At 32.6% G+C, this 18,188-nt stretch carries 19 protein-coding genes and 1 tRNA gene; 16 read left to right on the forward strand and 4 right to left on the reverse strand.

Features of this window, described 5'->3' with window-relative positions; translation table 11 throughout:
* Positions 1 to 20: 20 nt before the first annotated feature.
* From O6P34_RS12990 to O6P34_RS13040, 11 genes are all read left to right on the forward strand, one after another.
* Entirely contained in the window at positions 21 to 1,619 is a 1,599-nt protein-coding gene (locus tag O6P34_RS12990) for a glycoside hydrolase family 3 protein (RefSeq protein WP_269684939.1), read from the forward strand.
* A gap of 128 nt (positions 1,620 to 1,747) precedes the next feature.
* On the forward strand, positions 1,748 to 2,386 hold the full coding sequence (locus O6P34_RS12995; protein ID WP_269684940.1) for a peroxiredoxin: 639 nt from the start codon (positions 1,748 to 1,750) through the stop codon (positions 2,384 to 2,386).
* 76 nt (positions 2,387 to 2,462) lie between these two features.
* Complete coding sequence (locus O6P34_RS13000; RefSeq protein WP_269684941.1) at positions 2,463 to 2,771, forward strand: thioredoxin family protein; 309 nt, start codon at positions 2,463 to 2,465, stop codon at positions 2,769 to 2,771.
* Positions 2,772 to 2,880: 109 nt separating this feature from the next.
* Entirely contained in the window at positions 2,881 to 3,138 is a 258-nt protein-coding gene (locus O6P34_RS13005; protein ID WP_269684942.1) for a DUF6952 family protein, read from the forward strand.
* Positions 3,139 to 3,361: 223 nt separating this feature from the next.
* Positions 3,362 to 3,859, forward strand: coding sequence for a thiol peroxidase (tpx, locus tag O6P34_RS13010; RefSeq protein ID WP_269684943.1), 498 nt, complete (start codon positions 3,362 to 3,364; stop codon positions 3,857 to 3,859).
* An 8-nt stretch (positions 3,860 to 3,867) separates the two neighbouring features.
* Entirely contained in the window at positions 3,868 to 4,242 is a 375-nt protein-coding gene (locus tag O6P34_RS13015; protein ID WP_269684944.1) for a diacylglycerol kinase family protein, read from the forward strand.
* 18 nt (positions 4,243 to 4,260) lie between these two features.
* Positions 4,261 to 6,708, forward strand: coding sequence for a DNA translocase FtsK (locus O6P34_RS13020; protein WP_269684945.1), 2,448 nt, complete (start codon positions 4,261 to 4,263; stop codon positions 6,706 to 6,708).
* Positions 6,692 to 7,411: an outer membrane lipoprotein periplasmic chaperone LolA1 gene (gene lolA1, locus O6P34_RS13025; protein ID WP_432419576.1), complete on the forward strand. Its 720-nt coding sequence runs from the start codon at positions 6,692 to 6,694 to the stop codon at positions 7,409 to 7,411. Before O6P34_RS13020 ends, lolA1 begins: the two co-directional genes overlap by 17 nt.
* Before the next feature lie 7 nt (positions 7,412 to 7,418).
* Entirely contained in the window at positions 7,419 to 8,951 is a 1,533-nt protein-coding gene (locus O6P34_RS13030) for an LptF/LptG family permease (protein WP_269684946.1), read from the forward strand.
* Positions 8,952 to 8,959: 8 nt separating this feature from the next.
* Positions 8,960 to 10,093, forward strand: a complete 1,134-nt coding sequence (ribB, locus tag O6P34_RS13035; RefSeq protein ID WP_269684947.1) for a 3,4-dihydroxy-2-butanone-4-phosphate synthase — start codon at positions 8,960 to 8,962, stop codon at positions 10,091 to 10,093.
* Positions 10,094 to 10,260: 167 nt separating this feature from the next.
* Positions 10,261 to 10,345 (forward strand) — tRNA-Ser (locus tag O6P34_RS13040).
* 94 nt (positions 10,346 to 10,439) lie between these two features.
* Here the strand turns inward: O6P34_RS13040 and O6P34_RS13045 are convergent.
* Positions 10,440 to 10,907, reverse strand: coding sequence for a thermonuclease family protein (locus O6P34_RS13045; RefSeq protein WP_269684948.1), 468 nt, complete (start codon positions 10,905 to 10,907; stop codon positions 10,440 to 10,442).
* Between the two features lie 107 nt (positions 10,908 to 11,014).
* On the opposite strand from O6P34_RS13045, the gene O6P34_RS13050 reads away from it, so the two are divergent.
* Complete coding sequence (locus tag O6P34_RS13050) at positions 11,015 to 11,818, forward strand: hypothetical protein (RefSeq protein ID WP_269684949.1); 804 nt, start codon at positions 11,015 to 11,017, stop codon at positions 11,816 to 11,818.
* Between the two features lie 162 nt (positions 11,819 to 11,980).
* Here the strand turns inward: O6P34_RS13050 and O6P34_RS13055 are convergent, their stop codons facing one another.
* The gene (locus O6P34_RS13055) at positions 11,981 to 12,403 is read right to left on the reverse strand and encodes a DUF6943 family protein (RefSeq protein ID WP_269684950.1); all 423 of its coding nucleotides are present in this window, start codon (positions 12,401 to 12,403) and stop codon (positions 11,981 to 11,983) included.
* 1,389 nt (positions 12,404 to 13,792) lie between these two features.
* Here O6P34_RS13055 and O6P34_RS13060 point away from each other — a divergent pair.
* Together O6P34_RS13060 and O6P34_RS13065 are read left to right on the forward strand one after the other, a co-directional pair.
* Positions 13,793 to 15,013, forward strand: a complete 1,221-nt coding sequence (locus O6P34_RS13060; RefSeq protein WP_269684951.1) for an ImmA/IrrE family metallo-endopeptidase — start codon at positions 13,793 to 13,795, stop codon at positions 15,011 to 15,013.
* Between the two features lie 4 nt (positions 15,014 to 15,017).
* Entirely contained in the window at positions 15,018 to 15,608 is a 591-nt protein-coding gene (locus O6P34_RS13065; protein ID WP_269684952.1) for a P63C domain-containing protein, read from the forward strand.
* Positions 15,609 to 15,871: 263 nt separating this feature from the next.
* Here O6P34_RS13065 and O6P34_RS13070 read toward each other — a convergent pair whose 3' ends face one another.
* Complete coding sequence (locus O6P34_RS13070) at positions 15,872 to 16,138, reverse strand: thermonuclease family protein (RefSeq protein WP_269684953.1); 267 nt, start codon at positions 16,136 to 16,138, stop codon at positions 15,872 to 15,874.
* A 276-nt stretch (positions 16,139 to 16,414) separates the two neighbouring features.
* Here O6P34_RS13070 and O6P34_RS13075 point away from each other — a divergent pair, with 276 nt between their 5' ends.
* Positions 16,415 to 16,846 (forward strand): Panacea domain-containing protein, encoded by a 432-nt coding sequence (locus O6P34_RS13075; protein WP_269684954.1) that lies wholly within the window; start codon positions 16,415 to 16,417, stop codon positions 16,844 to 16,846.
* Positions 16,846 to 17,505 (forward strand): hypothetical protein, encoded by a 660-nt coding sequence (locus O6P34_RS13080; protein ID WP_269684955.1) that lies wholly within the window; start codon positions 16,846 to 16,848, stop codon positions 17,503 to 17,505. The genes O6P34_RS13075 and O6P34_RS13080 overlap by 1 nt, the downstream gene beginning before the upstream one ends.
* A gap of 205 nt (positions 17,506 to 17,710) precedes the next feature.
* Here the strand turns inward: O6P34_RS13080 and O6P34_RS13085 are convergent, their stop codons facing one another.
* Positions 17,711 to 18,178: a thermonuclease family protein gene (locus O6P34_RS13085; RefSeq protein WP_269684956.1), complete on the reverse strand. Its 468-nt coding sequence runs from the start codon at positions 18,176 to 18,178 to the stop codon at positions 17,711 to 17,713.
* Positions 18,179 to 18,188 lie beyond the last annotated feature (10 nt).

Here is an 18,188-nt window from a genome sequence, read left to right on the forward strand (position 1 = left end):
TTAAGGCAAACACGTTCCAGATGACAGTAGAACAAAAAATAGGACAATTCTTTTTTCCAGCCGTTTTTATTAATGACACCGAAGAAAACATACAAGAAACAGAACGATTAATTCGAGAGTACAACATTGGCGGACTGACTTTTTTTCACAGCAGGGCGAGTGCGGCAACGAATTATGAAACGAAGAAAAAAGTAATTTTAAACGACGATAGTTTTGAACGTTTAAAAGCATTGATTATCCGATACCAAAAAAGTGCAAAAACGCCTTTATTAATGAGCATTGATGCCGAATGGGGATTAGCGATGCGAGTAGAAAAAACACCTCAATATCCATATGCAATTACACTTGGTGCATTGCCGGACGACAAAGCGTATTTGGTTTACGAAGTTGGAAAACAAATTGGCTTAGACCTCAAATCCGCTGGAATTCATTACAATTTAGCGCCACTTGCAGATATTAATAACAATCCGAATAATCCGGTAATCGGCTATCGTTCGTTTGGTCAGAACAAAGAAAAAGTAGCTCGTTTTGCTTTAGAATATTTACGGGGAATGTCAGAAGTTGGGATTTTAGGTTGCCTGAAACACTTTCCCGGTCACGGAAACACGAATGTCGATTCCCATTTGGGTTTACCCATTTTAAATGAAAATTTAGAAGAATTACTTCAAAACGAATTATATCCTTTTATAAAAGGAATCGAAAATAATGTCGATTCGATTATGATTGGTCATTTGGCCGTTCCTGCGCTGAATGACGGAAAAGAGACTTCGGCGACTTTATCAAAACCAATTATTGAAACCCTTTTGCGAAAGCAATTAGGCTACGACGGTTTAATCATTTCGGATGCGTTGAATATGCATAGTGTTTCGAAATTGTACGACAAAAAAGGACAATTGGAATGGGAAGCTTTCAATGCCGGAAATGATGTATTGTGCTTTGTAGAAAATGTAGCGGAAGGCATTCAAGAAATCTTGAAAAATGCCAGTCCGGAAAGAATTGAAGCGAGTTTTTATCGAATTTGGAAGTGCAAACAAAAAGCAGGTCTTTTTGATTTAAAACCGACTAATACTTCTCCCTTTAATTTTGAAAAAACAGCGGAGTTAAATTTTGAAATCGCCAAAAATTGCATCACAAAAATAAAAGACAACAACACTGCGAAAATGCTTTTTGATGCTAAAAAAAGAAATTCTTTAGCCAAAATAAGCCTTTACAAAAATACGGACAACGTTTTTTTTAAAACAATTGCAAGGGAATTGGATTCGCCTGAATTCTGTATTGAAATAGGCGATGATCTTACAAACGGAATTATAGAAAAAATCACCGCTGATTTTGACACTATTCTTATTGCATTGTTTGTACCCAAAGCCAAACCTTTAAATCATTTTGACATAGAAGATGCTGTTTTATCTTTTTTAGAAAAACTGTTTCCTACTAAAAACTGTGTTTTATATGTTTTTGGAAATCCGTATGCTTTACAAGTCATTCCTAACTTAGTTCAGGCAACAGGAATCGTTCAAATGTATCAGGATTTTACAGAATTTCAGAAATGTGCAGCACTGCAATTATTAAGTAATTCAGCCTGCAACGGCAGTTTACCGGTTGTAATCAGCAACTTATAAGCAGCACGAATACTCTTGATAGTAATTTACTATCACTAAATAAATATTAATAATAAAAGTTTATCAAAAGTTATAGCATATAGTATACTTTTGTATCAAATAATTAATCAATTTTAAAACAAATAAATATGTCATTAGTAGGTAAAAAATTTCCAAGTATTGCAATTGACGCCATCTCTGAAATGGGCGATAATTTAAAAATCAACATTTTTGAAGAAGCTACAAACAATAACAAAAAAGTATTATTGTTTTGGTACCCAAAAGATTTTACATTCGTTTGTCCAACTGAATTACACGCTTTTCAAGCTGCTTTACCGGAATTTGAAAAAAGAAATACAATTGTAATTGGCGCTTCTTGTGATACAAATGAAGTTCACTTTGCTTGGTTAAATACAGCAAAAGATAACGGTGGAATTGAAGGTGTTACTTACCCAATTCTTGCTGATACCAACAGAAATTTATCTAATATTTTAGGAATCCTTGACATTGAATCTACTAGCTACAGCGACGATACAGATTCAATTATCATTGAAGGATCTAATGTAACATACAGAGCTACTTATTTGATTGACGAAACTGGAAAAATTTTCCACGAAAGTGTTAACGATATGCCATTAGGAAGAAATGTAAACGAATATTTACGTTTAGTAGATGCTTACACTCATGTACAAGAAAAAGGAGAAGTTTGTCCTGCAAACTGGGAACAAGGAAAAGACGCAATGACTGCTGACAGAAACAGTACTGCTGCTTATTTAGGGTCACACTAAGCTATAAAAATTCAACTTCAATGGCATTTTGATGATGTCATTGAAGTTATTTTTCCAACACTATAAAATAAAAGATATGTTAATAGAATTAAACGAAGATACTTTACAAAATGTAGTATCAACAAATGATAAAGTAGTAGTTCAGTTTTCAGCTTCTTGGTGCGGAAATTGCCGAATCATGAAACCAAAATTCAAAAAATTGGCTTCAGAAAACGACGCAATAACTTTTGTTCTTATTGATGCAGAAAATTCTCCGGAATCAAGAAAACTAGCCAATGTGAGTAATTTACCAACTTTTGCAACTTTCGTTGGAGGAAAATTAGTAAACGAAACGCAAACAAATAAACAAGAAGTATTAATTGATTTAGTAAAAGAAATAGTTTAATATTTTCTTTAGTTTAAAGTTGGATAGCCGTTTACTTTATCGCAACATATAAATAGTAATCCAAGAACCTTGAACTTTTTTAAATCTAAAACTTTAAACAAAATAAATTATGAAATTACCTGTTATTAAACATTTGTCGCAGTTTATTGAAGAAAACGACCAGGATTACATTATAGAAACTATTGAAGTTCTGGAAGCTATGACTGAAATTGCTTCACTGAAAGATGAAGAACTGGATGTCATTGGTGAACTTATCTCGAACATGTACGGCGCATTAGAAGTTCATAAAATGGTTAAAGACGGAATGGATAAAAAAGAAGCTTTAAACACTTTTATGAAACGGGTTTTAGGTGCTATTGATAAATAATTACTGTATCAAAAGGTTTTCCTAAATTCGCCTTTTTACCATTTTACTGCTTATTAAAATACAAAAACGTGCTCTACTAAGAGTACTTTTTTGTTTTATACCTATAACAATTACTATACATTCGTTAGGAATTGTTCTAAAATCTAAAATCACATCCCCGAAGTTTCGGGACAAAATATTAAATAATTTTCATACTTTTGAACCTCATTAAAAAACAATCAATATGGCATCCATAACATTAGGAGGAAATCCAATACACACATCAGGCGAATTACCAAAAGTTGGTTCAAAATTGGCTGATTTCAAATTAGTAAAAAATGACCTTTCAATCGCTACACTTGCAGATTTTGCAGGTAAAAGAATGGTATTGAATATTTTTCCAAGCATTGATACAGGAACTTGTGCAACTTCTGTTAGAAAATTTAACGAAAGTGCCAGTACTGTAGCAAATACAACGGTATTATGTATTTCAAAAGATTTACCTTTTGCCCAAAAACGTTTTTGTGGTGCTGAAGGTCTTGAAAACGTAGTGAACTTATCTGATTTTCAAAACGGAAGTTTTGGATTAACAAATGGTTTAGAAATAGTAGACGGTCCGTTAGCGCATTTACATTCAAGAGTAGTTATCGTTACAGATGAAAACGGCGTTATTACACATACAGAACAAGTAGCAGAAATTGCTGACGAACCTAATTATGAAGCTGCATTAGCAGTACTTTAATCCCAACTATGGAATTTCAAAAAGACAACCGTTTTGTTAAAGGCAGATTGAAAAGTGTAACCTTTGCATACAAAGGTGCATTCAAATTAATTACAACGGAACACAGCATTATGGTCCAGTTTTCGATTGGAATAATAATGACAATTGCCGGTTTTTATTTTAACATCACCGCTACAGAATGGCTTTTTCAAACTTTCGCAATTGGCTTGATTATGAGCATCGAAGGATTGAATACCGCTGTAGAAAAAATAGCCGATTTTATCCATCCAAATTATCATGAAAGAATTGGATTTATAAAAGATATTGCTGCCGGTTCCGTATTTTTTGCTGCAGTAACGGCAATAATTATAGGTTTAATAATATACGTACCAAAATTCATTTAGGCACTATTAAAATAACGAATGGCTAAAACAACAAAATCAACAGCTTTAGATAAAAAAAGCGATACTAAGAATGAAACAATCCGATCCTGGAAACTAACTAAGCAACATAAAATTGTTTTGGGAAGTCTTCTGGTCTTGTTTTCTGTTGCCTTATTATTAGCGTTTATTTCTTTCTATATCTACGGTCAAACCGACCAAAGTGCAGTTGCCGCTGTAACAGACAGAACGGAAACAGTCCAAAATTGGTTGGGTAAATTTGGCGCTTTTTTATCTGACTTGATTGTTTATAAAGGTTTTGGAGTCGCTTCGTTTATATTTGTCAGACTATTTTTCCTGACCGGATTATTTATGGTTTTGGAACTTTCGTTAAAAAAACTGAAAAACATCTGGTTTTGGGATTTATTTGCCATGATTATAGTTTCGGTTTTATTTGGTTTTTTCGCTACATCAGTTCCGGAATTAGGCGGAACAATTGGTTATGAATTGAATTTATTTTCACAGGATTATATTGGAAAAACAGGAACTTTATTGATTTTATTATTTGGTCTAATCATCTATTTAATTTTTAAAATTAAAATTTCACCGGAAAAAATTCAATCTTTTTTTGAAAATACCAAGAAAGAAATCAAAACTGATTTAGGGGCAAATCCTTTCAAAACAAAGGATAGCAACTACAATCTGGAAGAATTTGCAGTTCCGGAAGAAGAGAACGAATTAGACGAAATTCATTTAAAAACAAATGGTTCGCAATTTGAAATTAACAAAGAAGCATTAAAACCAACCATCAACAATTCTTCCGAAATTAATTTGGATCCCGTTTTGAAACCTATTGCAATGGAGGTAACTCCTCCGCCTTTCAATGCGCCAAATCCTGCAGAATCTTTTGTAATCGAAAAAGCCGAAGAAGAAGATATTATCGAGGAAAACCTTGCTTCTCGCCTAGTGGCTGATTTTGGTTTATTTGATCCAACTTTAGATTTATCGAATTATAAATACCCGACAATCGACTTGTTACGGGAATATTCTACGGGTGGAATTACTATCAACCAAGAAGAATTAGAAGAAAACAAAAATAAAATTGTAGATACACTTCGTAATTACAAAATAGAAATTGCTCAAATCAAAGCAACCGTTGGGCCATCGGTGACCTTATATGAAATTGTTCCGGAAGCGGGAATTCGTATTTCGAAAATCAAGAGTTTAGAAGACGATATTGCGTTATCACTCTCGGCTTTGGGAATTCGTATTATTGCGCCTATTCCAGGAAAAGGAACGATTGGTATTGAGGTTCCAAATAAGAATCCAACTATGGTTTCTATGAAAAGTGTGATTGGTTCAGCCAAATTTCAAGAAGCAGAAATGGAATTGCCAATCGCTCTTGGAAAAACCATTTCAAATGAAACCTTCGTAGTCGATTTAGCCAAAATGCCACACTTGTTGATGGCTGGAGCAACAGGACAAGGAAAATCGGTAGGTTTAAATGCTGTTTTAACATCGCTTTTGTATAAAAAACATCCTGCCGAAGTGAAGTTTGTTTTGGTCGATCCTAAAAAAGTGGAGCTTACGCTGTTTAATAAAATTGAAAGACACTACCTCGCAAAACTTCCTGATTTAGACGACGCCATTATAACTGATAATGCAAAAGTAGTCAACACCTTGAATTCACTTTGTGTGGAAATGGACAATCGCTATTCGTTATTGAAAGATGCGATGGTTCGAAATATAAAAGAATACAACGATAAATTTAAAGCCAGAAAATTAAATCCTGAAAATGGACACCGATTTTTACCATATATCGTTTTGGTGGTTGATGAGTTTGCCGATTTAATTATGACTGCCGGAAAAGAAGTGGAAGTTCCCATTGCACGTTTAGCACAATTAGCCCGAGCTATTGGAATTCACTTGATTATAGCTACACAAAGACCTTCGGTCAATGTAATTACAGGTTTAATCAAAGCCAATTTCCCAGCCAGAATAGCTTTTAGAGTAACTTCAAAAATTGACTCTCGTACCATTTTGGACACTCAGGGAGCTGATCAATTAATTGGTCGTGGAGATATGCTTTATACCAACGGAAATGATGTGGTACGGGTACAATGTGCCTTTATAGACACTCCCGAAGTGGAAAAAATTACTGAATTTATTGGTTCTCAAAAAGCATATGCAACCGCTTATTTGCTTCCGGAGTTTGTTGGAGAGGAAAGTGGCATTAATCTTGATATGGATATTTCCGAAAGAGACACTTTGTTTAGAGAAGCTGCCGAGATTATTGTAAATGCACAACAAGGCTCCGCTTCATTGTTACAAAGAAAACTAAAATTGGGGTACAACAGAGCCGGAAGACTAATTGACCAATTAGAATCGGCAGGAATTGTTGGTCCGTTTGAAGGAAGTAAAGCACGTAGTGTCAACATTCTGGACATGAGTTCTCTTGATCAATTTTTCAACAATGAACAAAACAATTAATACCATGAAATTCAATCGTTATTCTCAAAACAGCAAAGCAGGAAAAAACAATTTAAACCCAATAGGAAAATTGGTTTTTCTACTCACAGTGCTTTTGTTTAGTTTTTCAATACAAGCACAAGATAAAAAAGCTAAAGATCTTTTAGACCAAGTAACCGCAAAAGTAAAAAGTTACAACAGTATTGTTATTGATTTTAAATATTCTTTGAATAATGCCAAAGAAAACATCAATCAGGACAGTAAAGGAAACGTAACGATGAAAGGCAATCAATATATGTTGAATTTTATGGGCGTTACCAAAATTTTTGACGGAAAAAAAACCTATACTATTGTACCGGAAGATGAAGAAATTACCATTTCTAAAGTCAATGAAAAAGACGATAATGCGATTACCCCTTCAAAAATGTTAACCTTTTTTAATTCAGGGTACAAATACACTATGGATATTGTACAAGATATAAAAGGTAGAAAAATTCAATACATCAAACTCGTTCCATTAAGTGCAAAAGACCAAAGAAAAGAAGTTTTATTAGGGATTGACGTGCAAACAAAACACATCTACAATTTGATTGAAATGGGTAAAAAAGGAACAAAAACTACTTTAACCGTTAATTCTTTTAAAACCAATCAACCTTTGTCAAAAAATCAATTTACCTTTGTCGAAAGTAAATACCCAAATTACTACATCAATAAATTAGATTAATTCGTAGGTGAAAATTCTAGACAGATACATTCTTAAAACATTCCTGATTACATTTACTACGGTATTTGTAATCCTTTTTTTTATATTCATACTTCAAACCGTTTGGTTATTTATAGCGGAACTTGCCGGTAAAGATTTAGATTTATCGATGGTGGTTAAGTTTTTAATGTTTTCGATGCCTCGAATAATACCATTGGTCCTCCCCTTATCTGTACTATTGGCCTCTATCATGACTTTTGGAGATTTATCCGAGAATTATGAACTGGCCGCAATGAAATCTGCTGGAATATCGTTGCAAAGAGCACTGAAACCGCTAATTGTATTTATCCTTTTATTAAGTATTCTTGCTTTCGTTTTTGCCAATAATGTGATTCCGTTTGCAGAGTATAAATTTGTGAATTTCAGAAAAAACATTGCACAAGCAAAGCCGGCTCTCGCTATTGCCGAAGGTCAGTTTAGTGATGTTGGGTTTTACAATATTAAAGTTAATAAGAAATCAGGTGAAAATGGCAACATCTTAACCGGTATTACTATTCACAAAAAATCGAATATTGGCGATGGAAGCAAAACCGTTATCAAAGCCAAAAACGGAAAGCTAATCAGTAGCAAAGAATCCAGCATTCTGCAATTAGTATTAAACGACGGAAATTATTATGAAGATGTCGTTCCCAAAAAATACGAAGACAGAAACAAAATGCCTTTTGTGAAAAGTTCCTTCAAAAAAGACATCATCAATATTGATTTATCTGAGTTGAATAAAGTAGATATCAATGACGAAAGCGTAACGAATACCAACACAATGCTTAATGTTAGCGAATTAAATTACACTTTAGATTCGCTGAATAAAACCTTAAAAACAGATATTATTTCTTTTTCAGAGAATATTAATCAACGAATTGGAATCCCAAAAGAAACTAAATTCCACGTTGCTCCACCTACACCTATAATAGCCAAACCGGTTATTATTAAAAAGTACAGAAACCCTGTTCTAGATTCTATCAAAAAGACAAAAATTCAAGTACAAAAGAAAAAGAAAAAAAATCCTTTTCCAAAAGACATATTGTCTTTGTTTGATAACAAACAGAAAGTAGAAGTCTTAAAAATTGCAAGTAGTAACGTAACCAGCACAACCTATTCAATAGACAGCTCAAAAACGGAATTAGAGAATAAACAAAAAAACATCAATAAACATTTATCCGCATTGTATGATAAATTTGTGATTGCTTTTGCCTGTTTTTTAATGTTTTTCATTGGCGCACCATTAGGAGCTATTATTAGAAAAGGCGGACTGGGATTACCTATTGTATTTGCAGTATTGATTTTTATAACATTCCACTTTATAAATACTTTCGGAAAAAGAATTTCACAGGAAAGTGGATTAACTCCGTTTATGGGCGCTTGGATGTCTTCGTTTATTTTGACGCCACTCGCCATTTTATTAACGTATAGAGCTACAAACGACATCGGATTGATTAATATGGATGTCATTTTAGCTCCGTTTCAAAAAATATTTAAAAAAATATTTCCATCTCAAAATTAACACACCAAATGGTTACAAATAAAATACATCTTAATACGATTGAAGAAGCTATCGAAGACATTCGAAAAGGAAAAATTATCATTGTAGTAGATGATGAAGATCGCGAGAATGAAGGCGATTTCTTGGCTGCAGCCGAAAAAGTAACACCAGAAATGATTAATTTCATGGCTACACACGGGCGTGGTTTAATTTGTGCTCCTTTGACCGAAAGCCGTTGCAAAGAATTAGGATTACATGTAATGGTTTCGAACAATACAGACCCCATGGAAACTGCTTTTACGGTTTCTGTAGATTTAAGAGGAAATGGCGTAACTACAGGAATATCTGCTGCTGACAGGGCCAAAACTATTTTATCTTTAGTCGATGCCAAAACCAAACCACATGATTTAGCACGACCAGGACATATATTCCCTCTTATTGCAAAACAAGGCGGTGTATTGCGAAGAACCGGGCATACCGAAGCTGCGATTGATTTTGCCAGATTAGCCGGCTTCAAATCAGCTGGAGTGATTGTTGAAATAATGAACGAAGATGGTTCGATGGCTCGCTTACCACAATTGGTAAAAGTGGCTAAAAAATTCGATTTAAAATTAGTTTCTATTGAAGCATTGGTTGCCTACAGAATGCAACACGACAGTCTGATAGTTAAAAAAGATGATTTTGATTTGGAAACCCGTTTTGGCACTTTCAGATTAAGAGCATACCAACAAACTACCAACAAACAAATTCATATCGCTTTAACAAAAGGTACTTGGAATTTAGGAGAATCAATTCTGACCAGAATCAATTCCTCACAAGTCAACAATGATTTATTAGGAACATTGACGAATAATGCAGACCAACAACTCGACGATATGTTCAAAGTCATCAATGAGGAAGGAAAAGGAGCTGTTATTTTTATCAATCAAGATATGCAATCGGTAAATTTACTGAACCGCATAACTGAGCTCAAATTATTACAAAGTGAAGGCGTAATGAAAGCTCCAAAAATTGTTATCGACAATAAAGATTTTGGAATCGGTGCCCAAATATTACATGATATTGATATCTCAAAAATAAGATTGGTATCGAATACCGAGGGAACAAAACGGGTCGGGATGATTGGATATGGGTTAGAAATAACCGAATACGTAAAGTATTAAACTTATTTTTTATTTTTTTTCAAAAATAAGTTCCTTCTAAAGTATAGAGAATGAAACATTTAAAAAACAGACCTAAAAATAGATGCTTTTTTTCTAAAAATAGATTTGCATAACCAAAAAAGGTTCTTATATTTGCACTCGCAATCAGATAATGAAAGCGACATACTGGAGAAATGGCAGAGCGGTCGAATGCGGCAGTCTTGAAAACTGTTGACTGTAACAGGTCCGGGGGTTCGAATCCCTCTTTCTCCGCAGGAAATTTACCCTAACCCTTGTAAACAAAGGCGTTAGGGTTTTTTATTTTTACTTCTAGCCCACATTTAGCCCACATTCATTATATATACTATCAAAACTTATTTACAATAGAATATAAACCTTTTAAGTCGATTTTAGCTTGTAAATTCCATTCTTGATACATTGGAAGCATTTCACAAAAAACATCGTTATACGGCTTCGCAAACCCCTCTTTTATCATTATTTCATTCAATACCCTATCGTCATGCAGGACGATATACCCAAGTAATCTTCCATATTTGTCAGAAAGATTGTTTTCTTCTTGTATTAAAGTACAACTCTCCCCTATTATCAGATTGCTTTTTAAAAATTCAAACGACATATATCCGAGTTTAATTAAAAGTGCAGCTGGAAGATGTAATTCTTTTTCATCTTTTTTAATTTTAGCGCAATAACTCATTTCTGGCGCGTCTATACCGTATAATCTTATTTCAAATTCTCTTTTTGAATAGTAATCTTCTGCAATAAGTCCATCCCCATCAACAAATCTTTTTACTTTCAGAATAATTTTTCGTGTCATAGTTTCTTTAGCATTATAATGCCTTAATTAGCATCAATTAACAACTTGATTATAAATGTTTTACGTTGTAAATTTAATAATTAATTTATAAATAAACAACATATAACATGGCAAGACAGAAAGGGCATATTAAATATGTCGGCACACTAGGAGAAGTTAGACACTTCAAAATCAAAGGTAACGAAGGGTATTTTGCAGGTCTTAAAGGTGGACCAACTGCGGAACAAGTAAAAACTGCACCAGGCTTTATTCGTACTCGTGAAAACATGAGCGAATTTGCAGCTTGTGCAAATGCGGGTAAATCATTAAGAGTTGGTTTGTCTGCATTGATGAAACAAATGTCCGATAGTCAACTAACGGGACGACTTACTGCCATTATGAAGAAAATTAATATTGAAGATGGTTCCGAAGCCAGAGGGCAAAGAGCTGTTTTGGTTTCACAACAACCACAATATTTAAAAGGACTAGATTTTAATCGTAACATTTCGTTTAATGGTATTTTTAGAGCTCCATTTACATTAACTGCTGCAGCAGATAGAAACGAGAGTACATTAAGTATTCCAGAGTTTAATCCTCTTAATTTCTTAAACATTCCATCAGGTGCAACACACTTTAGAATTATCAATGCTTTGTCAATTGTTTCAGATACCGTTTATAATCCTACGACTGGAGCATACGAACCTGCTGAGCCTGTTTTAAATGAAATGTCAAACATTGCCTATTCGGATTATACTCCGGTCGATGTCGTAACCCCATCGATCGATGTTACTGCAGCCTTACCAGGTGCGCCAACAATGACAATAAATGTTGCTGTTTTGGGAAGTATCGGAATTGAGTTTTATCAAATGGTAGGTTCCAATTATTACCTATTCAATGCTGGTAATGCTTTAAAGATCCAAGAGACTTTCTAAAAAAACCATCATTTTGCAAGACTGCAAAGTTTGCAATGTTGCAAATTAAGCCCTTTCACTTGAGAGGGCTTTTTTTATTTGCATCAATTTATCTATAATGGGGGCTTATATGTGAGAAATAGTGCAAATAAGCACGGAATAAAGGTTAAACAAACTCTTGTGTTATTTTTTATAATAACTATGTAAAATTGCTCTTTTCAATTCAGTTATTAAAGTTAAGTTCTTTTGAAAATGTTGCTCTTTTTGTTCTAATAGCATCAATGTGTTTACTTGTTTTTGATGCATTTCAAAATCCAAAATCATTTCAGAAACTTTTGGATTAAAGTTTTTCTTGAATTCTGGAAGACGTAAAAATGGAATTACAGAACCGCAAAGCGACTGATGCCAGAATTTAGCTTTCCAAAGGCTGTAAGCTAACCAATAAACCGTTTCGGCATCTTCTTCGTTTTGAAAAATAATTACAAAACTATTTGTAAATGGTTCTTTCTGAGGCTTTCCACTATTCAATCCTTTGTTGAGGATATAAATTTGATTTCCTGAGTAAACAACATCCTTTCTGTGAGTTTTGACGATGAAATTTGGCATAGTTTCGGAATTAGAATGATGCTGTCGCTACGCTCCGCACCATATTATTTTTAAAAGAAAAAAAGAAAAAAAAGAAAGTCGTCATATCAGTGGAGGTTTCAAAAGGAGTCAAGTTTTTTTGAAAAAATACTACCCAACTGTTCTTATATAATGAAGTCGTCATCGTATAAGTAAATGTTGAATTGGAAATGTAAGGGTGGAGATTTTTTCAAAAACCCGGAGGGCTTGAACTTTACTTTTTGAAACCGGAACTTACCTTTACTTTCTTTTTATTTATTTTTTTTATAGCAGGATGTTTCTTGTGTGGTTTTTTTTGGGATGTTTCTTGTGGAATCGGCAATCAAACACCCCCAAGTACCGCAAGGAATGGAGCTAAAATGGAGCGATAGCGGAATTGTAGCGTAATGTATGAGGAGCGCAGTTGGCGGTGTTGCGGCAATCGAACAGCTACCATAAATGCGAGAGTTGAGCGTAGGAACGGAGCGAAACGTAGCAGATATGAGCGTGAAACGGCGGGGAGAAAATATAAGACAGCCTTTGGCGTTCCTTGATTTAGGGCAAAGTGAAGTTTTTACTGAACGGAGCTAACCCCGATGGCTGTGCGAAGGAGCAACCGCTGAAAAAATAGAGGGCTGCAGACATGATACTGCTGGAATGTAGTGAAACGTAGCCTGCGGAGTGTAGCGTAATGAAGCGGTATTGTGGATGCAACAGCCCGACCGAACGAAGGAAGAGAGCGTGTGAAGATGAGGAACGAACGGCAGAAAAAATAAGGTTGCCTATTTTTGGCTGCCTTATTTTTTAGGCTGTGAAGTGACTGTGGAATGGAGGGAAACCTAACTATTGAATTGAAATAATAAATTGCCTATTTCTCGAAAAAGTTCTTATGAAAATATAAGGTTGACCGACTGGAACAGCCGAACGGAACAAAGGGAACGACTAAAGAGAGACCGCTTGATTGCCCGTGTGCTTTGTAACGGAAATGTTGTTATGGAAATATGTTTATGAATTTATCGATGTTTGTATTGATGAACTACAATGTTGCACGTATTCTTTAAAATGACTTACTAGTTTTCATTGCTGAGGAATAAAACAATTACAGCGATGGTAGAATTGTGGTTTGGGAGGGTAAAAATACTTCTGCAATAGTGATCCTATTTTTTTTAATAATGTTTAGTTATCTGTAATAATTACTGTTTTAGAATTCATTTTATTTCATCCTATACTTTGCAATCATTATCATTATAAAAAACAATAGTAGTAAGAAAGTAACTTTTATTAGAAAGTTATACTTAATAAAAAAAAGATTGTATTGATACATTTTTTTTGAATATATCCTTGTTTTATATAGTTTTATTGTATATTTTTGTATAAACATTGATACATCTTATGAAACACAAGAGTCACGAGAGCGACGACATATTAAAAAGACTTTTTGATCCTAAACCAATTAAGGTAAAGGAATCATTAAGTGAGCTTTTTGTTAATAGACTAGAAAGTCTGGAAGTACCTAAAACAACAGCATTAAACATTATGGGGATGTCTGCTAGAAGTTTAGATGGAATTATCACCGGTGAGCAGAAGATGATTGATTATACGCAACTTGTTAAGTTATCAAATTTTCTTGGTATTCAATTAGATGAAGTTGTCAATTTATACTTAGAAAAAATACAAGAAGTTCATGCAATTGGTTTAAATGATGTAATATCTGGTGATCTAGTAAAGTTTATTAATGAAAAGTTTGATTTAGCAGAATTACGTAAAGTTGGTCTTATAAAAACGTTAACAGATTACACCGAAATCAATAATTCAATTTGTAATTATTTTGGTTTAAGGTCAATTTTTGAATACAAAGAACCTAATATAAGTATAGCTTTTAGTGCAGGCAAACGTGCTAAAAGTAATTGTAGTTTGAATAATTGGATATATCTAGCCGAGCAGAAATGTATAGAGCTCAGAAATCCAAATATTTACAACAGAGAAAAATTGATTGAATACTTTCCAAGCATAAGATGGCAATCAATGGATGTTGAAAATGGTTTGATTAAAGTTATAAAACAACTTTTTAATATTGGTATTACAGTTGTTATTGTACCTTCTTTCCCATCAGTTCACGTTAGAGGCGCAACTTTTACTATTAATGACAAACCATGTATTGCTTTAACTGATTATGTTGGATTCTATCCTACTTTGTGGTTTGGTTTAATCCATGAGCTCTATCATGTGCTTTTTGATTGGGAAGATATTAAAAATACCGATCCACATATATCAGAAGAATTAGGGTTAGATAGTATATCGCCAATAGAAAGAGCTGCGGATGACTTTGCACGTGAATATTTGTTCTCCAAGTCCAAAACTATCGAATCTTCAATATTTATAAACAATGATAATCTTGTTAGAAGTTATGCTTTAAAAAATAATATAGATCCTAGTTTTGTATATGTTTTTAATGCTTATGATGCACCTAAAACAGATAAATATGCATGGGGAAGAGCTAAAAAACATAATCCCGACATTAAAAAATTAAAATCTAAATTACAACATGACTTTGAAAATGGTACATCCTTTACTGAGCACATAAAAAAAATACGAAACACAATATACTCCTAATAATATGAAGAAATCTATCATTACACAAGATGAATTACTTAAGTTACAGCAATTACAGGAAACGAAAAACAATGAATCGTTAAAAAGATTTATACTTGAACAAACAGAGTCTTTAGTTAAAGATAAGTTTTCTGACAAAGAACTTGATGCAGAAAATGAAAAGAGACTATTGCTATCTTCAATTGAAGATATTTGGAAAGTAAAGCATCTAGACGATCAAATTTTAAGAGAGCCAACAGATTATAAATCAATATTTAAGCAAGAATACTATAAACAAATTTACAGATTAAATGCTTGGTCATATAGTAGTGTTATTTCCCAAAAAAAATGGAAAGTTGGTAAATATACAAATGAGATTATTTATTATAGATTTTCTAATGAAGTATTACCTATTTTAAGAATAATTAATCCATATATTTTGCCTGGCATAAGAAGATACAAACATCATCAACATCTTACTGGGGAAGCCAAAATGAAATTAGAGAAATTTATTAATCAAGCTATAGATTTAATGGTTGAATGTAATGATTGGAATGAATTTAGAATTAAATACTGTAAAAAATATAATGTGCCATATCAATTGAGATTATTTTAAATTAATTTATATTAATTCAATAATTATTAACGAAATGAAGCAAACAAAAAATTGATGCTAGGAATACTTGGACCAGGACCGATTTTTGTGCAGATGAATGAGATAATATTTATTGTTTTCACCATTCAAATGATTCTGTTGGATAATTATCTATCCACAAACCTATTTTGTTTTTTTAGCCTTATCTTCAAATAAAGTTAATTCTTTTGATGTAAAATACCTTTTATATTGCCAATCAATATCTGCTTTTATTATTTCTGCTGTTAAGTATTTATTACTTCATCATAATATATCATAGCTATTGAACGCCCATATCTGTCAATATCAGTTATACTATATTTTATTTGTTTACGATATATTTCTTGTGAAGTAAATTGCTTTGCTTTATTGCCGAATGGCTGACTATTTTCAGGACAGTCAATTTCACTAAACGTAAAGTTGTTTGGTTGTTTAAACTGTCTAAAAACCACTACTGTATCACCGTCTGTAACACCAACTACTCTAGCCGTAAAAGTCGTTTGGCTAAACAAAGCCGAGAACTTAAAGTACAATAAATAAAAGACAAATGTGTTTTTTCGTACTTAACAAGTATACAAAAAGCTTGACTAATTGAACTCTTTTGAAATAAAAAACTCGCATGTAAAAGAGAGAAAGATATTTTAAATAAAATCGTTAACTACTAATAAACCACAAGCTATTTATTATTAATAAAAGAAATTAAATTATGTGAGTATTTTTGAGTGATTATACAAAAATATTATTAATCGACAAAAAAAAAGTATATTTGCCTTATATTTATTTAGAAAATGAACACATCTGTATTTGATATTGCAAATTACATTTTATCACAAACAGGACAAATAACTACTATGAGATTGCAAAAATTAATATATTATTGCAATGCTTGGTCTTTAGTTTGGGACGAAAACCCATTATTCAATGATAGAATTGAAGCATGGGTTAATGGACCTGTTGTGCCAACTTTATACAATGCACATAAAGGTATGTTCGAAGTGAAAAAATTCCATAACGGAGAAGCTACTAAAATATCAGGAAACAAAAAAGAAACTATCGATAAAGTTCTTGATTCATTAAAAGATAAATCTACAAAATGGTTAATTGACTTAACACATTTAGAATCTCCTTGGATTGACGCTAGGCAAGGTATGAATTCAAATGAAAGAGGTAATAACATTATTAGTAATCAGGCAATATACGAATATTATAGTTCCTTGTAATGGCATTAAACAGAGAAGTAAGGTTTGGAAACTTAAACCCTTCTACCGAAAAAAAGGTAAAAATATCTAATAATCCTGAAAGTTATAAGCAACAAAATATTTCATGGCAATTTGGTTTAATGGACTTTGATTTTGATTATGGATGGAATCATGTTATTGATAGAATTGAGTTTTCTCACGCTGTAAAAGAAGAGATGCAAATGTATTTAGCTCAAAATAATAGTGAAGAACTTTATAATGCTATTGATAAATTAAACACAAGTGATTTTGTTAATTTAACTTCTTTCTTCAATAAAATTAAAACTATACAAAGCATTAAATTTGAAGAATTACTTTATATTTTGAGTTCATTTAAAAAGAACTTCTTTTGGAATGAATTATATCCAAAGTTAAAAGATTTTGAAAGTAAAAAATGGTGGGAATTAGAAAATGAAAAATTCGGTAAATCTGGTAAATCAAAACATCATTGGGTAAGTGTGAAGAAAATTATAAAACCTGCACAATTGAGATTATTAAAATTAAACATTGACGATATTGATGAAATATTTAGCATCAGATTGACAGGAACTCAAAGAGTATGGGGCATAAGAGATTATAACTATTTTAAAATATTATGGTTTGATTTTAACCATGAAATATGTCCTTCTAATAAAGATTAAATATCATCACTTTACTGTCTAAATATTAATCATTAAAAAAGCATCAATAAAAATAAGAAAGTTACTTAGAATAGTATCCCTTACTTTTACTTTTTGTATGTTGATTAGTTTTCTAATATTTCTAAATTTCTTTTTAACTTTTAATTGAAATTTAGAAAATAAAGTAAAGCCATTTGAACGAAATAAAGGAATTTCATAAGCCTTTTTATTTCCTCCTCCACTCCCAAGGTTCCATTGGGTTTTTATCATACCATAAACCTACTTTTTGCAATCTTGCAGAGTTTTCAAAGTTTGCTAACTCTTCTGATATAGAATATCTTTTGTAGTGCCAAGCTAAACCGTTTTTAATAAGTTCAGCGGAAAGGTATTTATTATCATCGTAGTAAATCATAGCTATCGACCTACCGTATCTATCAATATCAGTAACAACATATTTTATTTCTTTACGATATATTTGATTTGAGGTGAATTGTTTTGCTTTTGTACCAAATGGTTGACTTTTTTCTGGACAATCGACTTCCGCTAACCGTAATGTAGTTTGATGGTTTAAACTGTCCAAAACCACTACTGTATCGCCGTCTTTTACACCAACTACTCTGGCTTTATAAGTCGTTTGGCTAAATGATAAGTTAATTGATACAAATAGAAATACTAGAAAAAAAAAATTATTCATAAATTTAAAT

It is taken from the genome of Flavobacterium lacustre (assembly GCF_027474525.2).
In the GTDB taxonomy this organism is placed as follows: Bacteria; Bacteroidota; Bacteroidia; order Flavobacteriales; family Flavobacteriaceae; genus Flavobacterium; species Flavobacterium lacustre.

What these genes read in the sequence shown, in the direction of transcription:
- O6P34_RS12990 (WP_269684939.1), top strand. Translation starts at nt 21, where the DNA reads ATGACAGTAGAACAAAAAATAGGACAATTCTTTTTTCCAGCCGTTTTT.
- O6P34_RS12995 (WP_269684940.1), top strand. Translation starts at nt 1,748, where the DNA reads ATGTCATTAGTAGGTAAAAAATTTCCAAGTATTGCAATTGACGCCATC.
- O6P34_RS13000 (WP_269684941.1), top strand. Translation starts at nt 2,463, where the DNA reads ATGTTAATAGAATTAAACGAAGATACTTTACAAAATGTAGTATCAACA.
- O6P34_RS13005 (WP_269684942.1), top strand. Translation starts at nt 2,881, where the DNA reads ATGAAATTACCTGTTATTAAACATTTGTCGCAGTTTATTGAAGAAAAC.
- tpx (WP_269684943.1), top strand. Translation starts at nt 3,362, where the DNA reads ATGGCATCCATAACATTAGGAGGAAATCCAATACACACATCAGGCGAA.
- O6P34_RS13015 (WP_269684944.1), top strand. Translation starts at nt 3,868, where the DNA reads ATGGAATTTCAAAAAGACAACCGTTTTGTTAAAGGCAGATTGAAAAGT.
- O6P34_RS13020 (WP_269684945.1), top strand. Translation starts at nt 4,261, where the DNA reads ATGGCTAAAACAACAAAATCAACAGCTTTAGATAAAAAAAGCGATACT.
- lolA1 (WP_432419576.1), top strand. Translation starts at nt 6,692, where the DNA reads ATGAACAAAACAATTAATACCATGAAATTCAATCGTTATTCTCAAAAC.
- ribB (WP_269684947.1), top strand. Translation starts at nt 8,960, where the DNA reads ATGGTTACAAATAAAATACATCTTAATACGATTGAAGAAGCTATCGAA.
- O6P34_RS13045 (WP_269684948.1), bottom strand. Translation starts at nt 10,907, where the DNA reads ATGACACGAAAAATTATTCTGAAAGTAAAAAGATTTGTTGATGGGGAT.
- O6P34_RS13050 (WP_269684949.1), top strand. Translation starts at nt 11,015, where the DNA reads ATGGCAAGACAGAAAGGGCATATTAAATATGTCGGCACACTAGGAGAA.
- O6P34_RS13055 (WP_269684950.1), bottom strand. Translation starts at nt 12,403, where the DNA reads ATGCCAAATTTCATCGTCAAAACTCACAGAAAGGATGTTGTTTACTCA.
- O6P34_RS13060 (WP_269684951.1), top strand. Translation starts at nt 13,793, where the DNA reads ATGAAACACAAGAGTCACGAGAGCGACGACATATTAAAAAGACTTTTT.
- O6P34_RS13065 (WP_269684952.1), top strand. Translation starts at nt 15,018, where the DNA reads ATGAAGAAATCTATCATTACACAAGATGAATTACTTAAGTTACAGCAA.
- O6P34_RS13075 (WP_269684954.1), top strand. Translation starts at nt 16,415, where the DNA reads ATGAACACATCTGTATTTGATATTGCAAATTACATTTTATCACAAACA.
- O6P34_RS13080 (WP_269684955.1), top strand. Translation starts at nt 16,846, where the DNA reads ATGGCATTAAACAGAGAAGTAAGGTTTGGAAACTTAAACCCTTCTACC.
- O6P34_RS13085 (WP_269684956.1), bottom strand. Translation starts at nt 18,178, where the DNA reads ATGAATAATTTTTTTTTTCTAGTATTTCTATTTGTATCAATTAACTTA.